Genomic DNA, 20,755 nt, shown 5'->3' with positions numbered 1-20,755 from the left:
GGGAGCTGCCGTGCCGCGGTACCGGACGAGGGCATAGGGCTGCCCTATGGGCCTGGGCGGACGGGGTGATCGGTCAGGCTGCGCCGAACGCCTCGACGCGCCGCGCCAGCTCCCTGGCGCCGTCGTGGTCGGGGCGCGCGCTCGCCGCCCTGCGCAGCGGCGCCATCCGGTCGGCGGTGCGCGCCGAGCGGATCGGGACCGCCTGGCCCACGGCCTCGTTGCCCGCTTCGACGCCCGCGTCGACCTCGCCCGCGAGGAGGGTGCTGACCGCGAGCTCGATCATGCCGAACACCCGGCTGCGGGCCATGTCCTCGCCGTAGCCGTTCACGGCCTCCCGCAGCGCGGGCACGGCCTGCTCGACGTGCCGGACGTCGCCCGCCTCGGCGAGGCTCGCGTGCACGGTGCCGGTCATGCCGGTGAGGTCGGCGGCGCTGAAGAAGCGGGCCCAGTCGGGCGCGCGCTCCGGCTCGGCCGCCGCGAACGCGTCGTGCGCGCTCGCCAGGAACCGCTCGGCCTGCTCGGCGTCACCGCGCTTGGCGTGCGCCCAGGCGCGGTTGGCGTCCACGATGGCCAGTTCCAGCTCCGCGCCGGAGGCACCGGCCACCCGCGCGGACGCGTCGAACTCGCTCAGCGCGTCGGCGATCCGGTCGTGGTGCAGGTGGACCCGGCCGAGCCGGTAGTGCACGTTCGCCGCGAGCGACTGGTTGTCCGCGGCGTCGGCCAGGTCCAGCGCGGCGTGGAAGTGGGCCTTGGCGGCCTCGGCCCGACCGAGGTCGAACGAGATCCAGCCCGCGAGGTTGTGCAGGTCCGCCAGCGCGAGCTGGAGCCGCGCGGCCACGTCGGGGGACACGGTGTCGCCGAGCAGCCGGCGGCCGGTCGTCAGCTGGGCGAGCACGGCGGAGGCGCATGCGCCTCCGCCGTGCTCGTAGTCCAGCGCCCTCAGGGTGCGGGTGGCCGCTTCCAGTCGGGCCGCGTCCGAGGCACCCAGCCGGGTCAATGACCCACCCGGTGGCTCTTCACGTCCGTCGGGGTGGTCGGGATCGGCTTGGTGCCGTGCTCGGGGGTGTGCTGCACGGGCACGGGGTCCGCGTGCGGCTCGGTGACCGCGTGGCGGTCGCGCACCGCCGGGTCGTGCACGTCGTGGTCGGCAGGACGCTCGGGCACGATCCGGTCGTGCGCCGGCTCGCCCGCGGGCCGCTCGACGAACTCGGGCTCGGGCTCGTCGACGATGACCTTGCGGCGGGCCGGGAGCACGGCGATCAGCAGGCCGACCGCGGCGAAGCCGAGGTGCAGCCAGTTGTCGTTGGAGTTGAGCGCCAGCGGGTTGCCCAGCCCGGACACGGGGTTGGACGAGATGACGCCCGCGAGCATCAGGCCCCAGACGAACACCGCGCCGTAGGCGATGAACAGCACCCAGCCGTACGTGCGGGCCAGGGCGGAGCTGCCCGCCAGCAGCAGGCCGAGCACGCCGAACGCCAGGTGGACGACGTTGTGGAGTGGGTTGACGGCGAACCCGAGCAGCATCGCGTGGTCCTCACCCGCGAAGTCGCCGAAACCCGTGCGAAGGAAGCCCACCACGCCCGCCGCGATGAACAGCAGGGACATGAGCGCCACCAACACCTGTGCCGGTTGCAGGCCGGCGACCTTGACCTTGACACGCCCAGCAGTCGAGTTCCTCATGACGGGCGGTTACCCGGATCACACACCGAACAAACACGCTGGGTGAAACCGGGTGAATCGATGTTTGGGGAGATCGGTGGGACTCGAACCCACTCGCACCGGGCTCACAACCCGGCCCCTCGTCCACTTCGGGATCGATCTCAGCACCTCCGGCGCGAGTCGAACGCGCACCGCCCACCCCTCCTCAGGGGCCGCGGAGGCCTGGTCCGGACGGGGAGCGGGCGAGCACGGACCCGCTCCCCGCCGGTACCGGACAGGAGTTCAACCAGCAGACCTCGCCGTGCCGAGGTGTACCCGACCCACCCCATGAAGGCCGGGCAGCAGCGCGTACGGGAGTCGAACCCGTGTTTCCGGAGTGAGAGTCCGACGTCCTGACCACTGGACGAACACGCCTGGTCGCCGAACCCGCGAAGAAGGAGCGGCTGATGACGCCCGCACCCCTTCCCCGAACTCGTCGGCAGCATCCCAACCTGGATTCGAACCAGGGACCTCGGCATTCGTAGTGCCGCGCTCTGTCCAGCTGAGCCATTGGGATATCCGAATTGTCACGAATGCAGAAGAGCCGCCGACCGGTTTCCCGATCGACGGCTCCCCGTCGCGACCTAACCGCAGGTCACCACCGGAAGCGCCGATCGCGAACGAGATGCCGGAATCGCGTCGCCGCGCCGGTCCACTCCTCTTCCCGCTGCTTCATGATCCCCACCTCCGTTCGTCGTGTGGCACAACTATGAACGACGTCCGCGCTATCGGCAAAGCATTTATTCAGCCTGTTCCGGAACGGGCCAGCCGGGTGGCAGCCAGTTGATCGCGCACCACAGGTCGGTGCGGTGCTGGGCGAGCGAGAGGTCCAGCCCGAGCGCGCGTTCGACGTGTCCCATGCGGTGCCGGACGCTGTTGCGGTGCACGCCGAGCGCGGCGGCGCTGCGGTCCCAGTTGCCGTGCTGGGCGAGCCACGCCCGCGCCGTCTCGACGAGTTCGGCGGCGGACGGCGAGCGGTGGTCGGCCAGCGGCGCGAGGAGCCTGCACGCGAACCGCTGGGCGCTGGCCGGGTCGACCAGGGTGGCGATGCCGGTGCCCTCCCGCGCCCACTCGGACCGGCCGGTGGCGCGGGCCTGGCGCAGCAGCGCGGCCGCCTCCCGCTCCGCGGCGGGGAGTTCGGCCGCGGTCGCGGGCGCGCTCACGCCGACGACCAGGTCGGGGCCGGTCACCGAACCCGAGGCCACGACGGCGCGGAACCCCTCGGGGAGCACGTCGACGAGCGGGGTGCCGAGGGTTTCGGCCAGCCGCTCGTACCGCTCCTCCCCCGCTCCGGCGACGACCTGGAACGACGAGTCGCCCACCAGCCGCTCCAGCAGCTCGGCCGGGTCGCCGCCGAACACCAGCCTGGCCGCCAGCCGGGCGGCCGGGTCGGGGTCGTGGCCCAGCAGCGCGAGCAGGGCCAGCGCCACCGCGACCACGGCCCGGTCGGCCACCGACAGCGCCCGCGCCCGACCGATCACCAGCACCGACGGGCGCCGCCCGATCTGCTCGACCGGGGTCAGCACGACGTGGTCGGCGTCGACCCTGGTGCCCGCGCTGCGCGGTCCCCGCCCGGCGCCGACCCGGTCGGCCAGGCCCAGCACGTCGTCCGTGGGCGCGGGCGCCCCCGAGGTCCTGGCCAGCACCTCGCCGTCGGCGTCGAGCAGCAGCGCCCAGCACCCCAGCGCCTCGGCGAGCGCGGCGAGGGTGCCGTCGACCGGCCCCGGCCGGACCGCGGCCCTGGTCATCGCGCGCTGGCTGTCGGCGAGCAGCCGCAGCTCCGCGTTCTGCGCCTCGGCCAGCGCGGCGCCCACGGCCTGGCTGACCGCGAGGAACGGCGTCCCCGGCGGCACGGCGACCAGCGGCAGCCCGTGCGCGCGGCACGCGGCGACCAGGTCGGCGGGCACGGCGTTGTGGACCGGCGTGACCCCGAAGCCGAGCGCGGAGACACCGCGGCCGACCAGCCCCGACACGTAGGCGTCGAGGTCGTCCGGGAGGGTCACCCCCGCGGTGAGCAGCAGTTCCTGCCCCAGCAGGTACGGCACCGGGTCGACGAGTTCGCTGACGTGCGCCCAGCACACCGGGCGGTCCAGGTCGTCCTCGCCGACGAGCACGGTGAGCCCGAGGTCGGCGCGGTCGACCAGTGCGGCGAGCGGGACGGTGCGCATGACCATGGCTTCCTCCGAAGTGCACAACGGACTGCTCCGCGTTGTGCGAATGGTCCACTTACCGCCCAAGCGTGCGCTTCCTATGGTCTGGAGCACAACGGTTCAAGGGGAGGACTGCGACGTGGTTCCGGTGCACGGCACGGCGCGGCCCCCCCTGGGTCCGGTGGACTCCTCGGTCGTGCCCCGGTTCGCCGGGCCCGCCACGTTCGCCCGCCTGCCCCGCCTGGACCAGGTCCCGCGCGCGGACGTCGCGGTCGTCGGCGTCCCGTTCGACACCGGCGTCTCCTACCGCCCCGGCGCCCGCTTCGCCCCCACGGCCGTGCGCGAGGCGAGCCGCCTGCTGCGGCCCTACCACCCCGGTCTGGACGTGTCGCCGTTCGAGGCGTGCCAGGTGGTCGACGCGGGAGACATCGCCTGCACCCCCTACGACATCGGCGCGGCCGTCGCCGAGATCGAACTCCAGGCGTCCGGTCTGATGGACGCGGGCGCGACGCTGGTGACGATCGGCGGCGACCACACCGTCGCGCTGCCGCTGCTGCGGGCCGTGGCGCTCCGGCACGGCCCGGTGGCGCTGCTGCACTTCGACGCGCACCTGGACACGTGGGACACCTACTTCGGCGAGCCGTACACGCACGGCACGCCGTTCCGCCGCGCGGTGGAGGAGGGCCTGCTGGACACCGAGGCCCTCTCCCACGTCGGCACGCGGGGACCGCTGTACGGCAAGCGCGATCTGGACGAGGATCGACGGCTCGGGTTCGGTGTCGTCACGTCCGCCGACGTGATGCGACGAGGGGTGGACGAGGTGGCGCACGCCCTGCGCGAGCGGATCGGCGACCGGCCGCTGTACGTGTCGGTCGACATCGACGTGCTCGACCCCGCCCACGCCCCCGGCACCGGGACACCGGAGGCGGGCGGCCTGACGAGCAGGGAACTGCTGGAGATCCTGCGCGGCCTCGCGGGGGCGAACGTGGTCGGCGCGGACGTCGTCGAGGTCGCGCCCGCCTACGACCACGCCGACATCACGTCGGTCGCCGCCGCGCACGTCGCCTACGACCTGGTGTCCCTGGTGGCGCTGAACGAGATGGGGAGGTGCCGGTGAGCGAACGCACCGGAGGGGACGTGCTGGCCGAGGCGCTGGTGGCGCTGGGAGCCCGCACCGTGTTCGGCCCGCTGGCGCTCGGGCCGTTCGAGGCGGTCGGGCGGTCGAAGCTGCGCTACGTGGACGGCCCCGACCCGGCGTTCACCGCCGACGGCCACGCCCGCCTCACGGGTGACGTGACCCCGCTGCTGCTGCCGGGGACCGTGGACGCGCTCATCGGGTCCGCGGCCGTGCTCGCGGTCGGCGTGCGGGAAGCGCCGGTGCCGGTGAAGCACAGCGAGACCGTGGCGAACGCCGCCGAGATCGCGGAGGCGGTGGCGCGCGCGTGGGACGTGGCCGCGACCGCGCCGTTCGGCCCGGTGTGGGTGCGCGTGCCCGAGGAGGTGCTGCGCGGACGGGCCTCGACCCCGTCGGTCGCGGCGATCGTGTCGTGCCCGGACGCGGTCGTGCCCGAGCCCCGTCGGGTCGAGGAGGTGGCGCGGCGGCTGGACGGGGCGGAGCGGCCGGTCGTGGTCGCGGGCGGCGGCGTGCTGCGCGGGGACGCGCGGACGGAGCTGCTGGCGCTGGCGGAGACGCTGGGCGCGCCCGTGGTGACGACGTTCGGCGGCAAGGGCGCGTTCCCCTGGGAGCACCCGCTGTCCGCGCAGTCGTGGCTCTCCGACGAGCACACCACCCGGTTCCTGGAGGAGGCCGACCTGCTGCTCGTGGTCGGGTCCGGGCTGGACACCCCCCGCGACAACGTCGTCCGGGTCGACGTCGACCCGGAACGGGTGGGCGAGAACGGCGTGCACGGCGACGCGCGGTTCGTCCTGGCGGGACTGGCGGAGACCGTGCGGCCCAGGACCGGCGACGCCGGGGAGGCCGCGGTCCGGGCCCTGCTCCACCTGGTGCGGCGGCCGGAACCCGAGCTGGAGGCGATCCGGGCCGCGGTGCCCGACGACTCGCCGACCTTCTGGGACCGGACGGTGTTCGGGGACAGACCCTGGTCCGCCTGGGACCCGCGGGACTCCGCGATGTGCGGGACGCCCGACGGCGTGGGCTACGCCCTGCCCGCCGCGCTGGGGGCCGCGGTGGCGCTGGGGGACCACGTGCCGGTGCTGGCGGTGTCCGGGGGCGACACCGCCGCCCTGGGGTTGAGGGAACTCGCCACGGCCCGGCGGCACGACCTGCGGGTGACGTGGCTCGTGGTGGACGGGGAAGCGGACCTGCTCGGCATCTCGCACGCGCTGGGCGTGCCCGCGACCGGCAGCACCCCCTCGACGGTGCGCGAGGACCTGGCCGAGGCGCTGGCCTGGCAGGGGCCCCACGTCGTGGTGCTGGGGCTCCCCTGGGGCGTGGACCGGTAGGCCGTGACGCGTCCGACGTCGTGGTGGCCGCGGGGGCGGCCGTCTTACGCTGCACCGGAGTGGTCCACGCCGAGGAGGCACCCCGTGACGCCGAGTGCCGAACTGCTGTCCCGTCCGCTGCTGGACCACACCTCCGTGGACCTGGAGGGTGCCGAGCGCGTCACCTACGTGCTGGAGCAGAGCTTCCACTACGGCTACGACCGGCCGATCGACCGGCTCGACCACCGGCTCGTGGTCGTTCCGCCCGCCCGGCACGGGAACCAGCACCGCCGCGCGCACCGGCTGGACGTGACGGGCGCGGCCGTCCGGCGCCGGTCCCGGCGGGACGGACACGGCAACACCGTGGTGCGCGTCCGGGCCGACCGCGTCGAGGAGGGTGTGCGCTTCGGCGTCGTCGCGCTGCTGGAGCGGGTCCGGTCGGACGGTCCGGTCCACCTGCCCGCGTCCGTGCTGCACGACCCCCGCCTGCTGCGCCCGACCCGGCTGACCGCACCCGACGACCGCCTGCGCGACCTCGCCGCGGGCGTGGGCGGGGGCACGCCGCTGGAGCGGGCCGAACGCGTCTGCGCGCTGGTGCACGAGGCCCTGCGCTACGAGCCCGGCACGACGACGGTCGAGACGACGGCAGCCGAGGCGCTCGGCGGCGGTCGCGGCGTCTGCCAGGACTCGGCGCACGTCATGATCACCCTGTGCCGCCTGCTCGGCGTGCCCGCGCGGTACGTGTCCGGCCACCTGCTCGGCGAGGGCGGGACCCACGGCTGGACGGAGGTCGTCGTGCGGCACGGCGACGCCGCCGTGGCCGTCCCCTTCGACCCGTGCAACGGCGGGCGCGCGGGCGCGGACTACCTGACCGTGGCGACCGGCCGCGACTACGCGGACGTGCCGCCGACGTCGGGCAGCTACACGGGCACGCCCGGCAGCACGCTGACGACGAGCAGGCGGGTCGGGGTGCTCAGCGCGGCCTGACGGCGTCGGGGGATCCTTGACCTCCACTTGACTGGAGCTCCTACGTTCGGGCGACCACCGGACAGAGGAGACCTCCGTGCACGCCATCCGCCAGCACGCCTTCGGCCCCGCCGAGAACCTGCGCCTCGTCGAGGTGCCCGACCCCGTGCCCGGTCCGGGCCAGGTGCGGATCACCGTGTCCGCCGCCGGGGTGCACGTGGTCGACACGACGATCCGGGCCGGGGTGGGTCGGGGTCCGTTCCCGCCGCCCGCCCTGCCGATGACGCCGGGGCGGGAGGTGGCGGGTGTCGTGACCGCGTTGGGCGACGGCGTCGACCCGGCGTGGCTGGGCGGCAGGGTCGTGGCGCACCTCGGCCTCGCGAGCGGCGGGTACGCGGAGCTGGCGGTGGCGAACGTCGAGGCGCTGCACGCCCTGCCGGACCACGTGTCCGACGACGTGGCGGTGGCGATGATCGGCACCGGCCGGACCGCGATGGGCGTGTTCGACGGCGCGGGGATCCGGCCGGACGACGTGGTGCTGGTGCTCGCCGCGGCGGGCGGGATCGGGGCCCTGGCGGTGCAGGAGGCGCACGCCGTCGGGGCGCGGGTGGTGGGCGCGGCGGGGGGACCGGAGAAGGTCGAGCTCGTCCGGAGCCTGGGCGCCGACGTGGCCGTCGACTACACCGAACCCGGTTGGGACCGCGACCTCGAAGGGGTCACGGTCGTGCTCGACGCCGTCGGCGGGGCGATCGGCCGGGCCGCGTTCGACCTGCTCGTGCCCGGCGGCCGGGTGGTGCTGTTCGGCTGGGCGCTGGGGTCGGAACCGACGAGGTTCACCAGCGACGAGCTGTTCACGCGCAGCCTGACGGCGGTCGCGGCGCTCGGGCCGAACGTCCTGGGGCGCCTGCGGGAACTGGAGGAACGGTCGCTGGCCGCCGCCGCGAGCGGCAGGCTCACGCCGGTGGTCAGCTCGACCTTCCCGCTGGCCGACGCCGCCCGCGCCCACCGGGCGCTGGAGAACCGGGAGACCGTCGGCAAGGTCGTGCTGAAGCCCTGAAGCCCTGACGCCCTGAAGCCCTGACGCCCTGACGCCCTGACGCCGTGGAGCCCGGTGCCCCGTGCCGCCTCCCCTGCAGAGGCGGCACGGGGCGCCGGGCGGTCCGCGCCCGAGAGCGCGGTTGCCGTGCGCGCCGCCTCCCCTGCGGAGGCGGCGCGCACGTGGCCTAGACCTTGACGCTGACGAACTTCTTGCCGTCGAAGTTCTCGACCTCGACAGCGGCCACGTCGTCCGGGGCGATGAGGGCGGAACCGTCGAGGTTCGTGCCCTCGGCCTCCCCGGCCTTCGAGACCAGCCAACTACCAATCTCCTCGCGGTGGCCGTCCTTCGCCACGACGAACAACCGGCACTTCTCGTTCTGCGGGATCCCGCCGATGCCCGCGTTGACCCGGACCCAGCCCGCAGCGGGCTTGACCTGGACGGTCATCCGGGCGCCGGTGGACGGGTCGGCGAACGTGGCGACCTTCGTACCCGCGGGGGGCGTGGCGGCCGACGACGTCGGACCGGGCAGCGCCTCCGTGACGGGAGCGGTGCTGCGGCCGACCACGACACCGCTGCCGAGGACGACCGCGGCGACGACGGCCGCCGCCGCGCCGAGTGCGAACTGCCTGCGCCGGACCGCGCCACCGCGTTCCGTCCGCATCTGCCGCAGCGTGCGCTGGAGCAGCAGGTCACCGCCCTCGGGCGGTCCGTCGAGCAGCGCCTCCGGCGGGACGTCGCCGAGCGTGGCCTCGATGGCCCTCAGCTCGTCGAGCTCGCCCCGGCACGCCGGGCAGCGGGAGAGGTGGTCCTCCACGGCCCGCGCCTCCTGCTCGTCAAGGGCTCCCAGCACGTAGGCGCCCAGCAGTTGTGGTTCGTGCTGCGTGGTCATCCGGCCACCCCCTTCAAGGCCACCTGTTGTCCGGCGAACGTCTCGCGCAGGGCGCGCAAGGCGTAGTGCGATCTGGATTTGACCGTTCCCGGTGGCACGCCCAGCGCCTGGGCGGCCTCCGAGACGCTGCGCCCGTTGAAGTAGATCTCCCGCAGGACGTCGCGGTGGTCGGAGGAGAGCTGGTCGAGCGCTTCGAGCACCACGACGGAGTTCACCACCGACTCGGCGTGGTCGCGCTCGACCGGCGGTGTCGCGGGCGATTCCGCGACCTCCTGCGGTCGGGCGGCCTTCGCCCTGATGCGGTCGGTCACGATGTTGCGGGCGACGGTGAGCAGCCAGCCGCGCACCGATCCCTTCCCGTTGACGAGCGCGTCGGGGTGGCGCCAGGCCCTGAGGAGGGTCTCCTGGACCACGTCCTCGGCAGCCGCCCGGTCGCCGGTCAACCGCGTCGCGTAGGCCAGCAGAGCCCGACCGTGCTCCTCGTAGAGCGATCGGATCAGCGCCTCGTCGGCCGCGGCCTCCCGTTTGCGGGACCACAGTGCCGCCATCCACCCACTCCTCTCATCAACCCTGTCCCCGCACACACGGCTGCGGGGCCGCCGTGGTTCACGGGATCGGCGAGAACTTCCCGGATCATTCTGGGCCGCACGCGCGCCCCTCGTTCACACACCCCGCCAGGCGGGTCATCGCGTCGTCGGGGAACACGTTCACGAACATCGCGTGGTCGGTGATCGGGTCGCGGTGCTCGTCGGGGAAGCTGTCCACGGCGAACGGCCTGCCGGACGGCACGTCGTAGGAGACCACCAGCCGCAGGCGCGGCACCGGGAACGTCGTCGGCGGGCACGCGCCGTTCGCCGAGGCGGGCACGAGGTGGTCGCGGTGGGAGGTGCTGTCGACGTTGCGGCCGTCCCAGCAGCCGGGGAAGTCGAACGTGCGCAGCACCCTGCTGCCCGCCGGGCAGCGCGGGTACTTCGCCGTGAACCGGTCGACGAACCCGGAGCAGCCCCACTTGGCGTTGGCGTTGAGGCCGCCGCTGGTGGCGGCGGACGGGTTGCCGGTGATCGTGCGCAGGAACCGGGGCAGGGGCACGACCTTGCTCACCGGGTTGCCGCTGAACGTGATGGTCACCGACTCCGGCGGCAGCACCTCGCCGGTGTTGCCGTGCACCCCGCCGCCCTCGGCGTGGTCGTCGTGGCCGACGACGTCGGTCAGCCGCAGCACCGGCCAGAAGTAGGAGGACAGGTCACCGCCCGCGCACGTGGTCGTCGCGGCGGCGAGGCTCTCGGGCGTGGAGAACGCGTCCGTGGACAGGTTGCCGACGTACTCGTGGGTGTGGTGCGCGCCGTTCGGCAGACCGGGCGAGATGACGGCGTTGTCGGCGTTGAGGTGGCGCTCGGCGTTGCGCCCGCACGACGACGTCACCACGCCCGTGGACGCGTCGGGGCCGGGAGCGGCCCCACCCGAGGAGGCCTGGACCTGTTCGATCCGGACGAAGTGGTCGTCGGCGGGGGTCGTACCCCGCGTCGTGCACGCCGCCAGCAGGACCACGGCCAGGAGCGGCATCGTTCGGAACACCACGACAGCTAACCAACACGCCGCACCACCGCCCCGGCTACCCCCGACGGCGATCCGCGACCTACGCGCGGGCGGTCACCAGGACCCGGCCGTCGACCGACTCGACGTTCACGGCCTCCAGGTCGTCGGCGGCGACCAGCGCCGACCCGTCGAGGGTGACGCCCCGGCCGGGCTCGCCGGTCCCGGCGATCCAGCTGCCCACGACGAACCGCCCGCCGTGCACGTCGGTGACCACGAGCCTGCACCACTCACCCGCGCGCACGCCCTTGACGGTGACCCGCAGCCGCGACCAGCCGTCGGCGGGCGTGACGACGGCGCTCAGGCTCGCGCCGTTCGCGATCCCGCCGACCACCAGCGCGGTCGGCTCGCCGGCCAGGTGCCTGCCGATCACCACACCGCCCGCGAGCGCCGCGGCCAGCAGGCTCGTCGACACCACGACGGCGAAGGTCTGCCGCCGTCTGCCCTCGCGCGCCTTCTCGTGCCGGACGCGGCCGAGGGTGCGCTGGAGCAGCAGGTCGCCGCCGTCGGGGCGGCCGTCGAGCGCGGCCTCGGGCGGCAGGTCGAACGGTGGGTCTCGATGCATCGTCGTCTCGTTCAGCTCGGGCTCCTGGGGTGACCACGGCGGCACGCGGACGTCAACGGCCATGGTCGGGGACGATCGCGACGGCCGCCGGTTCGGGTAGATCGCGGTTCGTGCGCACGAGCGGCCCTCCTGGACGTTCGGGAAGGCCCGCGGTTCCACGTGACCTGCACCTGGGAAACGGGGCTCCCCCGGATTCGGTTCAACGGCACCCCAATCGCGAGCTTTCGTCACAATTGCGGTTGGATGGGCGACCGTGACGATCACCATCCGCGATGTGGCACGCCGGGCTCACGTGTCCGTGGCGACGGTGTCGCGCGCGCTGTCCTCCCCCGACCTGGTCCGCCCCGACACGAGGTCGCGGGTGCTGGCCGCCGCCGCGGAACTCGGCTACCAGCCCAACCGCGCGGCCCGAGGACTGATCACCGGCAAGACCGGCAACATCGGCATCGTCGTGCCCGACCTCGACAACCCCTTCCACACCGGCATCCTGAAGGCGGCGCAGGCCCGCGCCGCCCAGACCGACCACGCGGTGTTCGTCGCGGACAGCGACGAGGACCCCGCCGCCGAGATCAAGCTGGTGCGGGCCATGGCCAAGCAGGTCGACGGCCTGCTCCTGTGCTCACCGGGCCTGACCGACGCCCAGATCACCTCGGTCGCGGCCACGACACCGCTGGTGCTGCTGAACCACCGGCTGCCCGGCGTCCCCAGCACCGTGATGGACGGCGCGGACGGCGTGCTCCAGGTGGTCGCGCACCTCGTCGCGCTCGGCCACTCGCGCGTGGCCTACCTCAACGGCCCGCGCACGGCGTGGTCCAACGCCGAACGCCGCCGCGGTCTCGCGGACGCCGTGGCGGAGCACCGCGTCGACCTCGTCGAGCTGGGCCCGTTCGCCCCGCGCTACGAGGGCGGTCTCCAGGCGGCCGACCTGGCGCTGGCCGCCGAGGTCACCGCGATCATGGCGCACAACGACATCATGGCCCTCGGCGTGCTGGCCAGGCTCCGCGACCGGGGGGTCTCCGTGCCGGGTGACGTCAGCGTGACGGGCTTCGACAACCTGACCTACGCGGCCCTCACGTCGCCCGCGCTCACCACGGTCCGGATGCCGCTCGCCCCCGCGGGCAGGACGGCGGTGAACATGCTGCTCGACTGGCTCGACACCGCGGGCGACCCCGCGCCGCGGGTCACGCTGCCGACGCAGATCATCGTCCGAGGCACGACCGCGCCACCGCCGGGGAGGACGTGAGCCCGCACTAGGCGTCCGCCCACATCCTCGTCAGCGCGGCGTGGGCCTGCGCAGCCGCCTCGCGCAGCTCGCGCCACTGGGCCGCCTCGCCGAGCGCGGACTCCGTCCACAGTGGACCTGGACTGGGCGGCAGGGCGTCGACGTGCTCGCCCACCCGTTCGATGAGCCGGAGCTCCTCCTGGCCCAGCAGGCCTTCCCGGTTCTTGGCCTGGGCGGTGACGACGGCGTCGTCCAGCTCCAGCACGAGCTCGTCCACCCCCACCCCGACGGAGCGGAGGTAGCGGATCTGGCGGATGGAGTCGGCGCCGACGCCGTCGAGGACGGCGAGGATCCAGCGGCGGAACTCGGTCAGGTCTTCGGGCATGGTCACGCGACCGTACCCGTGTGGTCCTCGAAGGACGGCAGGAACGACAACTTCGGCCCCAGGCTCTCGGCGCGCGTCCCCCCGGACGCGCGGACACCCGAGCATCCCCCGTTGATCAACTTCGCACAACGGTGACGCTGGGCACACCGGCGTGCGCCCAGCGTCCGCGCGACTACGAGTACAGCTCCTGGTACAGGCCTTCGTGGACGGTGTGGACGACCTTGCGCTTCACCTTGAGGGTCGGCGTCAGCTCACCGTCCTCCTGCGACAGGTCTCGGTCGAGGATGGCGAACCTCCTGATCTGCGAGTCCTTCACGAAGTGGGAGTTGGCCTCGTCGACGATCCCCTGGACGAGGGTGACGACGTCGGGGTGGCGGACCAGGTCGGCGTAGCCGCCGACGATCCCCTGCTTCTCCGCCCACGGCAGCAGTTCCTCGGGGTCGAGCGTGATGAGCGCGACGAGGTAGGGGCGGCGGTCGCCGAAGACCACGGCGTGGGAGATCCAGCGGGACTGGCGGAGCTGGTTCTCGACGTTGGCGGGAGCGATGTTCTTGCCGCCCGCGGTGATGATGATGTCCTTCTTGCGGCCGGTGATCCGGACGAAGCCGTCCTCGTCGATCTCGCCGAGGTCGCCGGTGTGCAGCCAGCCGTCCCGGAGGACCTCCGCGGTGGCCTCGGGGTTGCGCCAGTACCCGGCGAACAGGTGCGGGCCGCTCATCAGGATCTCGCCGTCCTCGGCGATCCGGACGTCGAGACCGCCGACGCCGAACGCCCCGACCGAGCCGATGCGGTAGCGGGACAGCGTGTTGGTGGTGCCGACGCCGGTGGACTCGCTCATGCCGTAGCCCTCCAGCACCGGGACGCCCGCGGCGAGGAAGAAGTCCAGCACCTCCGGCGAGATCGGGGCCGCGCCGGACAGCGCCTGCCGCAGCCTGCCGCCGAACACGCCGCGCACGCGGGCGAAGACGGCGTCGACCTGGGCGAAGGCCGCCGCCAGCTCCGGCGGGACCGGGTGGCCCGCCTCGACCAGCGCCCGGTGCTTCAACCCCACGCCCACGGCCTGCTGGAGCTGCTCGGCGGGGATGCCCGCGGTGGCGATGGTGTAGATCTTCTCGAAGATCCTGGGCACGGACGGCAGGAACGTCGGCCTCACCTCGGCCAGCTCCGGCACGATCCGCTTCGCGTCACCGCCGTAGAACGCCAGCGTGGCGCCCATGTAGAGCGCGGAGAACTGGACGATCTGCGCGAACACGTGGGCCAGCGGCAGGAAGAGGTAGACCGTGTCGTCCGCGACGACGTAGGACAGCTCCTCCGTGAGGTGGCACATCGCGAGCCAGTTGCGGTGGGTCAGCACGCAGCCCTTGGGCGGGCCGGTCGTGCCCGAGGTGTAGATGATCACGCTGGGGTCGTCGGGGGACTGGCCCGCGCGCCGGGTCTCCAGCTCCTCCGCGGCGGGAGTGGCCCTGCCCTCCGCCGCGAGGTCGGCGGTGGTGCGGCCCTCCCCCTCGATCAGCACGATCCCGCGCAGGTCCTCGACGGAGTCCACGTCGACCTTCGCGGCCTGCGCGGGGTTCTCGGCCACGAGCAGCACCGCGCCGGAGTCGCCGAGGATGTAGGCGACCTCCTCGGGCGAGCTGCTCGCGTAGATCGGCACCACCACACCGCCCGCGGCGAGGATCGCGAGCCCCGCGGTCGACCACTCGTAGCGGGTCTCGGAGAGCACGGCCACCCGGTCGCCCGCCCCGACGCCCGCGAGCACCAGGCCGGAGGCCAGGTCCCCCACCGACGTCGCGATCTCGACGAACGTCTTCTCGTGCCAGGAGTCGTCGGCGCGGTAGCGCCAGGCCACCCGGTCCCGGTGGACCTCGGCTGCCACGAACGGGAGTTCCGAGACGACGCGCGCGGAACCGACCGTGGGGACGGACATGGGCTCTCCTCTTCAGATGGCGGCGGGGCTGACGGTCACGCGAACGCCGTTGAGGACGGCGGTTCCGGACAGCGGGTCGATCCTGAGGTCGTCGGTGAGCAGGTTGACGTTCACGCCCGCGTGCGCGGCGGCGGTGGTGAGCCGGGTGCCGGGCTGGTCGTGGCCCCAGCCGTGGGGCAGGCTCACGACGCCCTCGGCGATGTCGTCGGTGACCTCCACGGCCACCTCGACCTTGCCGACCCGCGAGGACACCCGCGCCACGCCGCCGCCGACCAGTCCGAGCCTGCTCGCGTCGGCGGTGTTGACCAGCAGCGTGCAGAGGTCCTTGCCCTTCACCAGCGCAGGCACGTTGTGCATCCAGGAGTTGTTGGTGCGCAGGTGCCTGCGGCCGACCAGCAGCAGGTCGTCGTGCCGCTCCTCCAGCGCCGCGAGGACGCGCGGGACGTCGGCGGCGATCTGCTCGGGGCACAGCTCGACCCGGCCGGACGGGGTGCGCAGCACCTCGGGGAGGCGCGGCTCCAGCGGACCGAGGTCGACGCCGTGCGGGTTCGCCAGGAGCCTCGCCATCGACAGGCCGTCGGGCACGGCGCCGAACCAGTCGCCGTAGGCGCCGGTGCGCAGCTTGAGGTCCAGCAGCCGTTCCTCGCGGGTGTCGCCGACCAGCGCGGCCCGCAGCTCGGCGACGTCGCGGCCGTGCAGCGGACCGCCCTGCTGCCCGACCAGCGCGGCGAGCTGGGCGGTGAGCTGCTCCTCGGCCAGCTCGTCGAGGTCGGTGTCGGGGTCGAGACCGCCGAGGATCGCGGTGAGGCGCAGCAGGATGTCGGCCTCGGGCACGGAGCCCTCGTCGAGCGGGATCACCGGCGGGGAGAACTTGGCGACGTTGCGGACGGCGAACCCGAGGAACGCGATGTCGTAGTGCGGTCGCCTGCTCGGCGGCGGGGGCGGCAGGACCACGTCGGCGTGCCGGGTGGTCTCGTTGAGGTACGGGTCGACCGACACCACGAAGTCCAGGGTGGACAGAGCGGCGCCGAGGCGGCCGGAGTTCGGCAGCGACAGCGCGGGGTTGCCCGCGATCGTCACGAGCGCCCGCACCCGCCCCTCGCCGGGCACCTCGATCTCGTCGGCCAGCGTCACGGCGGGGAACTCGGCGGCCACCTCGGGCAGGCCGCGGACCCGGCTGTGCCAGCGGCCGGTGGTGAAGCCCCGCCCCGATCCCCGGCCCCTGCCCAGGTGCGCGGGCATCGGGAACATCGACCCGCCCGGCCGGTCCAGGTTGCCGGTCAGCACGTTCAGCACGTCCACCAGCCAGCTCGCCACGGTGCCGAAGTCGACGGTCGTGGTGCCGATCCTCCCGTACACCGCGGCCCTCGGGGCGGCGGCGAGGCGGTGGGCGAGGTCGCGGGTGGTCGCGGCGTCGATCCCGCACCTGGCCGCCACGGCCTCGGGGGTGAACGGCTCGACCAGGGTCCGCACGCGCTCCACGCCGTTCACGTGCCGCTCCAGCCCGCCGAGGTCGACGAGCCCGGCGGCGAACAGCTCGTTCGCCAGCGCCAGCAGCAGGAACACGTCCGTGCCCGGCGTGATCGGCACGTGCTGGTCGGCCGCCGCGGCGGTCCGGCTGCGGCGCGGGTCGACGACGACGAACGACCCGCCGCGCGCCCGCAGCGCCTTGAGCCGCTTCGGCATGTCCGGCGCGGTCCACAGGCTGCCGTTGGAGGTGTAGGGGTCCGCGCCCAGCATCAGCAGGAAGTCCGTGCGGTCGATGTCCGGCACGGGGATCGTGTAGATGCCGCCGTACATCAGGCCCGACGACACGTGCTTCGGCATCTGGTCCACGGTGGACGCGGTGAAGACGTTGCGGGAGCCGAGCGCCCGGCGCAGCGCGCCCGCGTACAGGCCGCCGGCGAGCGAGTGCACCATCGGGTTCCCGAGGTACATCGCCACGGCGTCGCGGCCGTGCTCGGCGATGATCCCGGTCAACCGGCGCCGCACGACCTCGAACGCCTCGGCCCAGCTGACGGGCACGTGCACGCCGTCGCGCTTGAGCATCGGGGTCGTGAGCCGGTCGGGGTCGGCGTCGAGGGCGCCGAGCGACGCGCCCTTGGGGCAGAGGAACCCGCCGCTGAACTCGTCCTCGCGGTCACCGCGCACACCGGTGATCCGGTCGTCGGTGATCGTCAGTTCGAGGCCGCACGTCGCCTCGCAGAGCGGACAGGTGGTCAGTGCGGTCCTGATGGTCATGCGGGCCTTCCACTACGGGCGCGGTTCGACCGCGCGCCTCCTGACAACGGGTACTCGTCACCGACGGGTGGCCGCAAGCGGCCTGCCGAGGTCAACCCCATCAGCTCACTGAGCGCGCGGGCCACCATCTCAGGTCGCCCGAGGCAATCGCCCGACCAGAAGCCGATGACGGCGCGGGAACCCTCGATCGGCCCAACGGCCTCGGTCACCGGCGACTCCCCGTGCACGACGATCCGGCCGAACGGCGCAAGGGCCGCCAACGACCGCCGGAACACCGCGCCGCCGACCGGGCACAGCACGACGTCGACCGGGTGGCCGCCGTTCACGGCGAGCAAGCGCTCGCGCAGCCCGTCCGGCTCGGCGTCCACGGCCACGTCCGCGCCGAGCGCGAGGGCGTGCTCCCGCCGCGCCGCCGTGTCGGCGACCGCGACGACCCGGCCCGCGCGGAAGTGCCGGGCCAGCTGCACGGCCAGCGCGCCGACCTCGCCCGCGGCCCCGTGCACCACGACCGCCTCGTCCGGCCGGAGGTGCGCGCACGTGCGGAGCAGGTGCCACGCCGTCACGCCCGGCCCGGCCAGCACCAGCGCCTGGACGTCGCTGATCCCGTCCGGCACCGGGAACAGCAGCCGCTCCGGCGCGCTGACGACGTCCTCGGGCTCGGCGGCGACCCCGAGCGCCACGACCCGGCGCCCGTCGGAGGCGGTCCCGACGACGCCGTGGGGTCCCACCGAGCCGACCAGGACCACCTCGTGGCCGGGCGTCGTCGCCCGTGTCGCGCACATCCCGCGAGCCAACCGCGTGACCGGCGCCACCGTGAAGTACGGAGACCACGACAACTAAGGCATCGCGTCCAGGACGCGGGCGAGTTCGAGGCGGGAGGAGACGCGCAGCTTGCCGAAGACCCGCGACAGGTAGACCTCGACCGTCCGGGGGCTGTAGTGCAGCGCGGCGGCGATGTCGCGGTTGCGCATCCCCTGCTGCACCAGCCTGGCCACGTTGTCCTCGGCCGGGGTCAGCAGGCCCGGCGCCCTGGTCCGCGCCCTCGGCACCTTCGCGCCCAGCTCGCGCAGCCGCGCGCCCGCCCGCCTGCGCGGGCCGTGCACGCCGAGCCGCTGGAACGTCGTGTACGCCTCGGTCAGGTCGTCCACCGCGGCGCCGTCGACCAGGCCGAGCGCGAGCTGCGCGCGGGCCTTCTCGAACTCCAGCCCGCCCGTGGCCGCCTCGTCCACGGCGCCGCGCAGCAGGTCGGCGTCCCGCTCGACCGTTCCCGTGACGCGCAGGAACGTCGTCCGCGTCCACGGCGCGCCGCGCAGTTCGGAGACCTCCCGGAAGCGGTCCAGCACCCGCCGGGCGCCGTCGGCGTCGCCGCGCGCCAGGTCGATCTCCATCATCCGGCCGAGCAGCACGCAGCTGTAGGCGGCCTTGCCGAGCGCGTCCACGGCCGTCTCGACCACGTGCCGGGCGCCGTCGACGTCGCCGCGCGCGGCCAGGTACCCGGCGAGCGCCATCGCGTAGAGCCGCGACATGGTCGGGCTGACCGGTGGGGCCGTGGCCGCCAGCCGGGCGGCGAGGTCGAGTTCACCGCGCCACGTCCTGATCTCCAGCTCGATCGCCCGCACGCCCTCCAGCAGCATCAGCTCCTGCCGGGTGCCCAGCTCCGCGGTGGCGCTCCCCAGCCGGTCGACGCACGCGTCCCACCGGCCGCCGAGCCAGTCGAGCGCGACCCCGGTGACCTGGAGCTCGCCGCGGAACGCCGTCTCGCCGATGTCGTCCACCAGCAGCTCGGCGCGGCGCAGCCGCCAGTCCGCGTCGTGCACCAGCCCGGACAGGGCCGCCGTCGACGCGCACACCGCGAGCGCCTGGAGCTCCAGCACCGGCTGGCCGTCGCTGGCCCGCAGCGCGCGGTTCGCGTACTCCACCGTCTTCTCGTGCTGGAACAGCATGGACGCCACCATCGCCAGCTGCTCGAACACGACCACGCCCTCGGCAGGCGCGAACGCGGGCAGCGCCTCGATCCGCTCGCTCTCGGCCAGCGCGTCGTCGTAGCGGCCGGTGAACACCAGCAGCAGCGCCCGCTGCGCCAGGATCGCGGGCGCCGCGGCTCCCGCGCGGATCTCGTCGTCGGCGAGCGCCAGCGCCTCGTCCAGCCTGCCGACGGCGAACAGGCTGGAGAGGACGGCGGTCGTGACCCGGTCGCGGTCCGGACCGGCGGGCAGCGCGGCGAGCGCGGCCAGTCCCGGTTCGACCGCCGCCGCGGGCCGCGACGCCCGCGCGAGCACCCGGCACCGCAGCGCCAGCAGTTCGGCGTGCCGCGGTGAGCCCGCGGGCACCAGCGGCAGGGCGCGCTCGCACAGCGAGGCCGCCGTCTCCGGTGCCGTCGCGCGGGCCAGGGCCGCCGCCTCGGTCAGCACCCGCACGGCCACCTCGTCACCGGGGTCCGCGGACTCGGCCAGGTGCCACGCGAGCCGCACGAGGTCGACCGGCAGGCCCCTCTCCCGGTCGGCCAGCAGCCGCGCGCCGACCAGTCCGTGCAGCCGACGCCGTTGCGCCGGACCGACCTCCTGGTACAGCGCCTCGCCGACCAGCTCGTGGGAGAAGCGGTAGCCGCGGTCGTCGTCGCGCACCAGGACGTGCGCGCGCAGCAGGTCGTCGAACGCCCGCGCCACCGTCGCGCCCGGCAGGGACGCCACGGTGGCCAGCAGGCCGATCTGGTCCAACCGCACGCGCCGCAGGATCGACACCGCCCTCGCCACCGCGCGGGTGTCCGGTTCGAGCGGCGCGACCCGGCGCAGCACGGCGTCCGCGCGGGTGAGCCGGATGTCGTCCGGCGCCGCGGTCAGCCGCGCGGTGTCGCCGTCGATCGCGACGAAGTCCAGTTCCCGCAACGACCTCGCGATCTCCGTGGCGAAGAACGGGTTGCCGTCCGCGCGCTGCCGGACCTCCCGCGCGAGCGCCTCGTCCACGGGCGAGTCCAGCACCTCCTCGACGACGTGGCCGATGTCGTCGTCCGACAGCGGTTCCAGCGCGAGCGCGCGCACCTCGGCGTGCCGGTCGAGGCGGTCCACGAGGTCCGAGCGGTCGTGGGAGCGCGCGGCGGCCAGCACCGCCAGCGGCGCGGACGACAGCCTGCGCAGCACCACGGCGAGCAGGGAGAGCGAGTCGTCGTCCACGTGGTCCAGGTCGTCCAGCACCAGCGTGACCGGTCCCGAGCCCACCAGCAGCCGCTCCACCAGCTCGCACGAGCGGCCGAACGTGCTCGGTTCGGTCAGGTCCATCGCCGCCAGCGCGGCCCGCCGCACCTCGTCCAGCTCGGCGGGCAGGTCGTCCGCCGCGCGCAGCGCGCTGGTCAGCGCGGCGTAGGGGATGCGGCGGCCGAGGTCGTCCGACTCCGCCACGAGCACGCGGCGGCCGTCCTCGCGCAGCCTGCGGACGGCCGCGCCGAGCAGGCTGGACTTCCCGATGCCCGCCTCGCCGGACACCAGCACGGCGATCACGCCGGTCGCGGGCACCCGGTCGACGGCGTCGAGCAGCACCGCCAGCTCGGCTTCCCGACCGAAGATCGACGGCACGACGACGACACCTCCCAGCTCCGCTGACGGGCACTCACACCCTACGGCCTCGTACGATGGTCGCCGAGG

Annotated in this window: 16 protein-coding genes, 3 tRNA genes and 1 pseudogene; 5 read left to right on the top strand and 15 right to left on the bottom strand. The window is 74.1% G+C overall.

The window, feature by feature from the left end; all coding sequences use genetic code 11:
• Positions 1 to 73 precede the first annotated feature (73 nt).
• The 6 genes and pseudogenes from AC156L_RS24250 to AC156L_RS24225 all read right to left on the bottom strand — a co-directional run bounded on the left by AC156L_RS24250 (position 74) and on the right by AC156L_RS24225 (position 3,866).
• The gene (locus tag AC156L_RS24250; protein ID WP_484407290.1) at positions 74 to 1,297 is read right to left on the bottom strand and encodes an NsdA family TPR-like regulatory protein; all 1,224 of its coding nucleotides are present in this window, start codon (positions 1,295 to 1,297) and stop codon (positions 74 to 76) included.
• A 14-nt stretch (positions 1,298 to 1,311) separates the two neighbouring features.
• Positions 1,312 to 1,605, bottom strand: a pseudogene (locus AC156L_RS24245) (DUF4383 domain-containing protein); the annotation flags it as partial.
• Positions 1,606 to 1,745: 140 nt separating this feature from the next.
• A tRNA-His gene (locus AC156L_RS24240) sits at positions 1,746 to 1,822 on the bottom strand.
• 179 nt (positions 1,823 to 2,001) lie between these two features.
• Positions 2,002 to 2,073 (bottom strand) — tRNA-Glu (locus tag AC156L_RS24235).
• A 68-nt stretch (positions 2,074 to 2,141) separates the two neighbouring features.
• Positions 2,142 to 2,215 (bottom strand) — tRNA-Arg (locus AC156L_RS24230).
• Positions 2,216 to 2,438: 223 nt separating this feature from the next.
• Entirely contained in the window at positions 2,439 to 3,866 is a 1,428-nt protein-coding gene (locus AC156L_RS24225; protein ID WP_330874166.1) for a PucR family transcriptional regulator, read from the bottom strand.
• 121 nt (positions 3,867 to 3,987) lie between these two features.
• Between AC156L_RS24225 and speB the strand changes: the two genes are divergently transcribed.
• The 4 genes from speB (at position 3,988) to AC156L_RS24205 (ending at position 8,313) form a co-directional block, all read left to right on the top strand.
• A complete protein-coding gene (gene speB, locus AC156L_RS24220) occupies positions 3,988 to 4,965 on the top strand; it encodes an agmatinase (RefSeq protein ID WP_330874165.1) in 978 nt (325 codons plus the stop codon).
• Positions 4,962 to 6,311 (top strand): thiamine pyrophosphate-dependent enzyme, encoded by a 1,350-nt coding sequence (locus tag AC156L_RS24215; protein WP_330874164.1) that lies wholly within the window; start codon positions 4,962 to 4,964, stop codon positions 6,309 to 6,311. Before speB ends, AC156L_RS24215 begins: the two co-directional genes overlap by 4 nt.
• A gap of 84 nt (positions 6,312 to 6,395) precedes the next feature.
• On the top strand, positions 6,396 to 7,277 hold the full coding sequence (locus AC156L_RS24210; protein ID WP_330874163.1) for a transglutaminase family protein: 882 nt from the start codon (positions 6,396 to 6,398) through the stop codon (positions 7,275 to 7,277).
• A 76-nt stretch (positions 7,278 to 7,353) separates the two neighbouring features.
• Positions 7,354 to 8,313 (top strand): zinc-binding dehydrogenase, encoded by a 960-nt coding sequence (locus tag AC156L_RS24205; protein ID WP_330874162.1) that lies wholly within the window; start codon positions 7,354 to 7,356, stop codon positions 8,311 to 8,313.
• Positions 8,314 to 8,479: 166 nt separating this feature from the next.
• On the opposite strand, the gene AC156L_RS24200 is transcribed toward AC156L_RS24205, so the two are convergent.
• The 4 genes from AC156L_RS24200 to AC156L_RS24185 all read right to left on the bottom strand — a co-directional run bounded on the left by AC156L_RS24200 (position 8,480) and on the right by AC156L_RS24185 (position 11,405).
• A complete protein-coding gene (locus AC156L_RS24200; protein ID WP_330874161.1) occupies positions 8,480 to 9,184 on the bottom strand; it encodes an anti-sigma factor family protein in 705 nt (234 codons plus the stop codon).
• Positions 9,181 to 9,732, bottom strand: coding sequence for a sigma-70 family RNA polymerase sigma factor (locus AC156L_RS24195; protein WP_330874160.1), 552 nt, complete (start codon positions 9,730 to 9,732; stop codon positions 9,181 to 9,183). The genes AC156L_RS24200 and AC156L_RS24195 overlap by 4 nt, the downstream gene beginning before the upstream one ends.
• 85 nt (positions 9,733 to 9,817) lie before the next feature.
• Entirely contained in the window at positions 9,818 to 10,747 is a 930-nt protein-coding gene (locus AC156L_RS24190) for a DUF1996 domain-containing protein (RefSeq protein WP_330874159.1), read from the bottom strand.
• Between the two features lie 73 nt (positions 10,748 to 10,820).
• Positions 10,821 to 11,405: an anti-sigma factor gene (locus AC156L_RS24185; protein WP_330874158.1), complete on the bottom strand. Its 585-nt coding sequence runs from the start codon at positions 11,403 to 11,405 to the stop codon at positions 10,821 to 10,823.
• A gap of 190 nt (positions 11,406 to 11,595) precedes the next feature.
• Here AC156L_RS24185 and AC156L_RS24180 point away from each other — a divergent pair, with 190 nt between their 5' ends.
• Complete coding sequence (locus AC156L_RS24180) at positions 11,596 to 12,585, top strand: LacI family DNA-binding transcriptional regulator (protein WP_330874157.1); 990 nt, start codon at positions 11,596 to 11,598, stop codon at positions 12,583 to 12,585.
• A gap of 7 nt (positions 12,586 to 12,592) precedes the next feature.
• Here the strand turns inward: AC156L_RS24180 and AC156L_RS24175 are convergent, their stop codons facing one another.
• From AC156L_RS24175 to AC156L_RS24155, 5 genes are all read right to left on the bottom strand, one after another.
• Positions 12,593 to 12,949, bottom strand: a complete 357-nt coding sequence (locus AC156L_RS24175; protein WP_330874156.1) for a hypothetical protein — start codon at positions 12,947 to 12,949, stop codon at positions 12,593 to 12,595.
• Between the two features lie 172 nt (positions 12,950 to 13,121).
• Positions 13,122 to 14,876, bottom strand: a complete 1,755-nt coding sequence (locus AC156L_RS24170) for an AMP-dependent synthetase/ligase (protein ID WP_330874155.1) — start codon at positions 14,874 to 14,876, stop codon at positions 13,122 to 13,124.
• Between the two features lie 12 nt (positions 14,877 to 14,888).
• Positions 14,889 to 17,117 carry a molybdopterin-dependent oxidoreductase gene (locus tag AC156L_RS24165; protein WP_330874154.1) on the bottom strand — a complete coding sequence of 743 codons (2,229 nt, stop codon included), beginning with the start codon at positions 17,115 to 17,117 and terminating at the stop codon, positions 14,889 to 14,891.
• Complete coding sequence (locus tag AC156L_RS24160) at positions 17,114 to 17,899, bottom strand: zinc-binding dehydrogenase (RefSeq protein WP_330874153.1); 786 nt, start codon at positions 17,897 to 17,899, stop codon at positions 17,114 to 17,116. Before AC156L_RS24160 ends, AC156L_RS24165 begins: the two co-directional genes overlap by 4 nt.
• Before the next feature lie 54 nt (positions 17,900 to 17,953).
• On the bottom strand, positions 17,954 to 20,686 hold the full coding sequence (locus AC156L_RS24155; protein ID WP_330874152.1) for an ATP-binding protein: 2,733 nt from the start codon (positions 20,684 to 20,686) through the stop codon (positions 17,954 to 17,956).
• Between the last annotated feature and the right edge of the window lie 69 nt (positions 20,687 to 20,755).

Source organism: Umezawaea sp., assembly GCF_057122925.1.
This window is presented reverse-complemented; position numbering and strand designations above follow the sequence as displayed.

Coding starts and splice junctions, on each gene's coding strand:
- AC156L_RS24170 (WP_330874155.1), bottom strand. CDS start 14,876: ATGTCCGTCCCCACGGTCGGTTCCGCGCGCGTCGTCTCGGAACTCCCG.
- AC156L_RS24225 (WP_330874166.1), bottom strand. CDS start 3,866: ATGCGCACCGTCCCGCTCGCCGCACTGGTCGACCGCGCCGACCTCGGG.
- AC156L_RS24175 (WP_330874156.1), bottom strand. CDS start 12,949: ATGCCCGAAGACCTGACCGAGTTCCGCCGCTGGATCCTCGCCGTCCTC.
- AC156L_RS24165 (WP_330874154.1), bottom strand. CDS start 17,117: ATGACCATCAGGACCGCACTGACCACCTGTCCGCTCTGCGAGGCGACG.
- AC156L_RS24200 (WP_330874161.1), bottom strand. CDS start 9,184: ATGACCACGCAGCACGAACCACAACTGCTGGGCGCCTACGTGCTGGGA.
- AC156L_RS24190 (WP_330874159.1), bottom strand. CDS start 10,747: ATGCCGCTCCTGGCCGTGGTCCTGCTGGCGGCGTGCACGACGCGGGGT.
- AC156L_RS24185 (WP_330874158.1), bottom strand. CDS start 11,405: ATGGCCGTTGACGTCCGCGTGCCGCCGTGGTCACCCCAGGAGCCCGAG.
- AC156L_RS24195 (WP_330874160.1), bottom strand. CDS start 9,732: ATGGCGGCACTGTGGTCCCGCAAACGGGAGGCCGCGGCCGACGAGGCG.
- AC156L_RS24160 (WP_330874153.1), bottom strand. CDS start 17,899: ATGTGCGCGACACGGGCGACGACGCCCGGCCACGAGGTGGTCCTGGTC.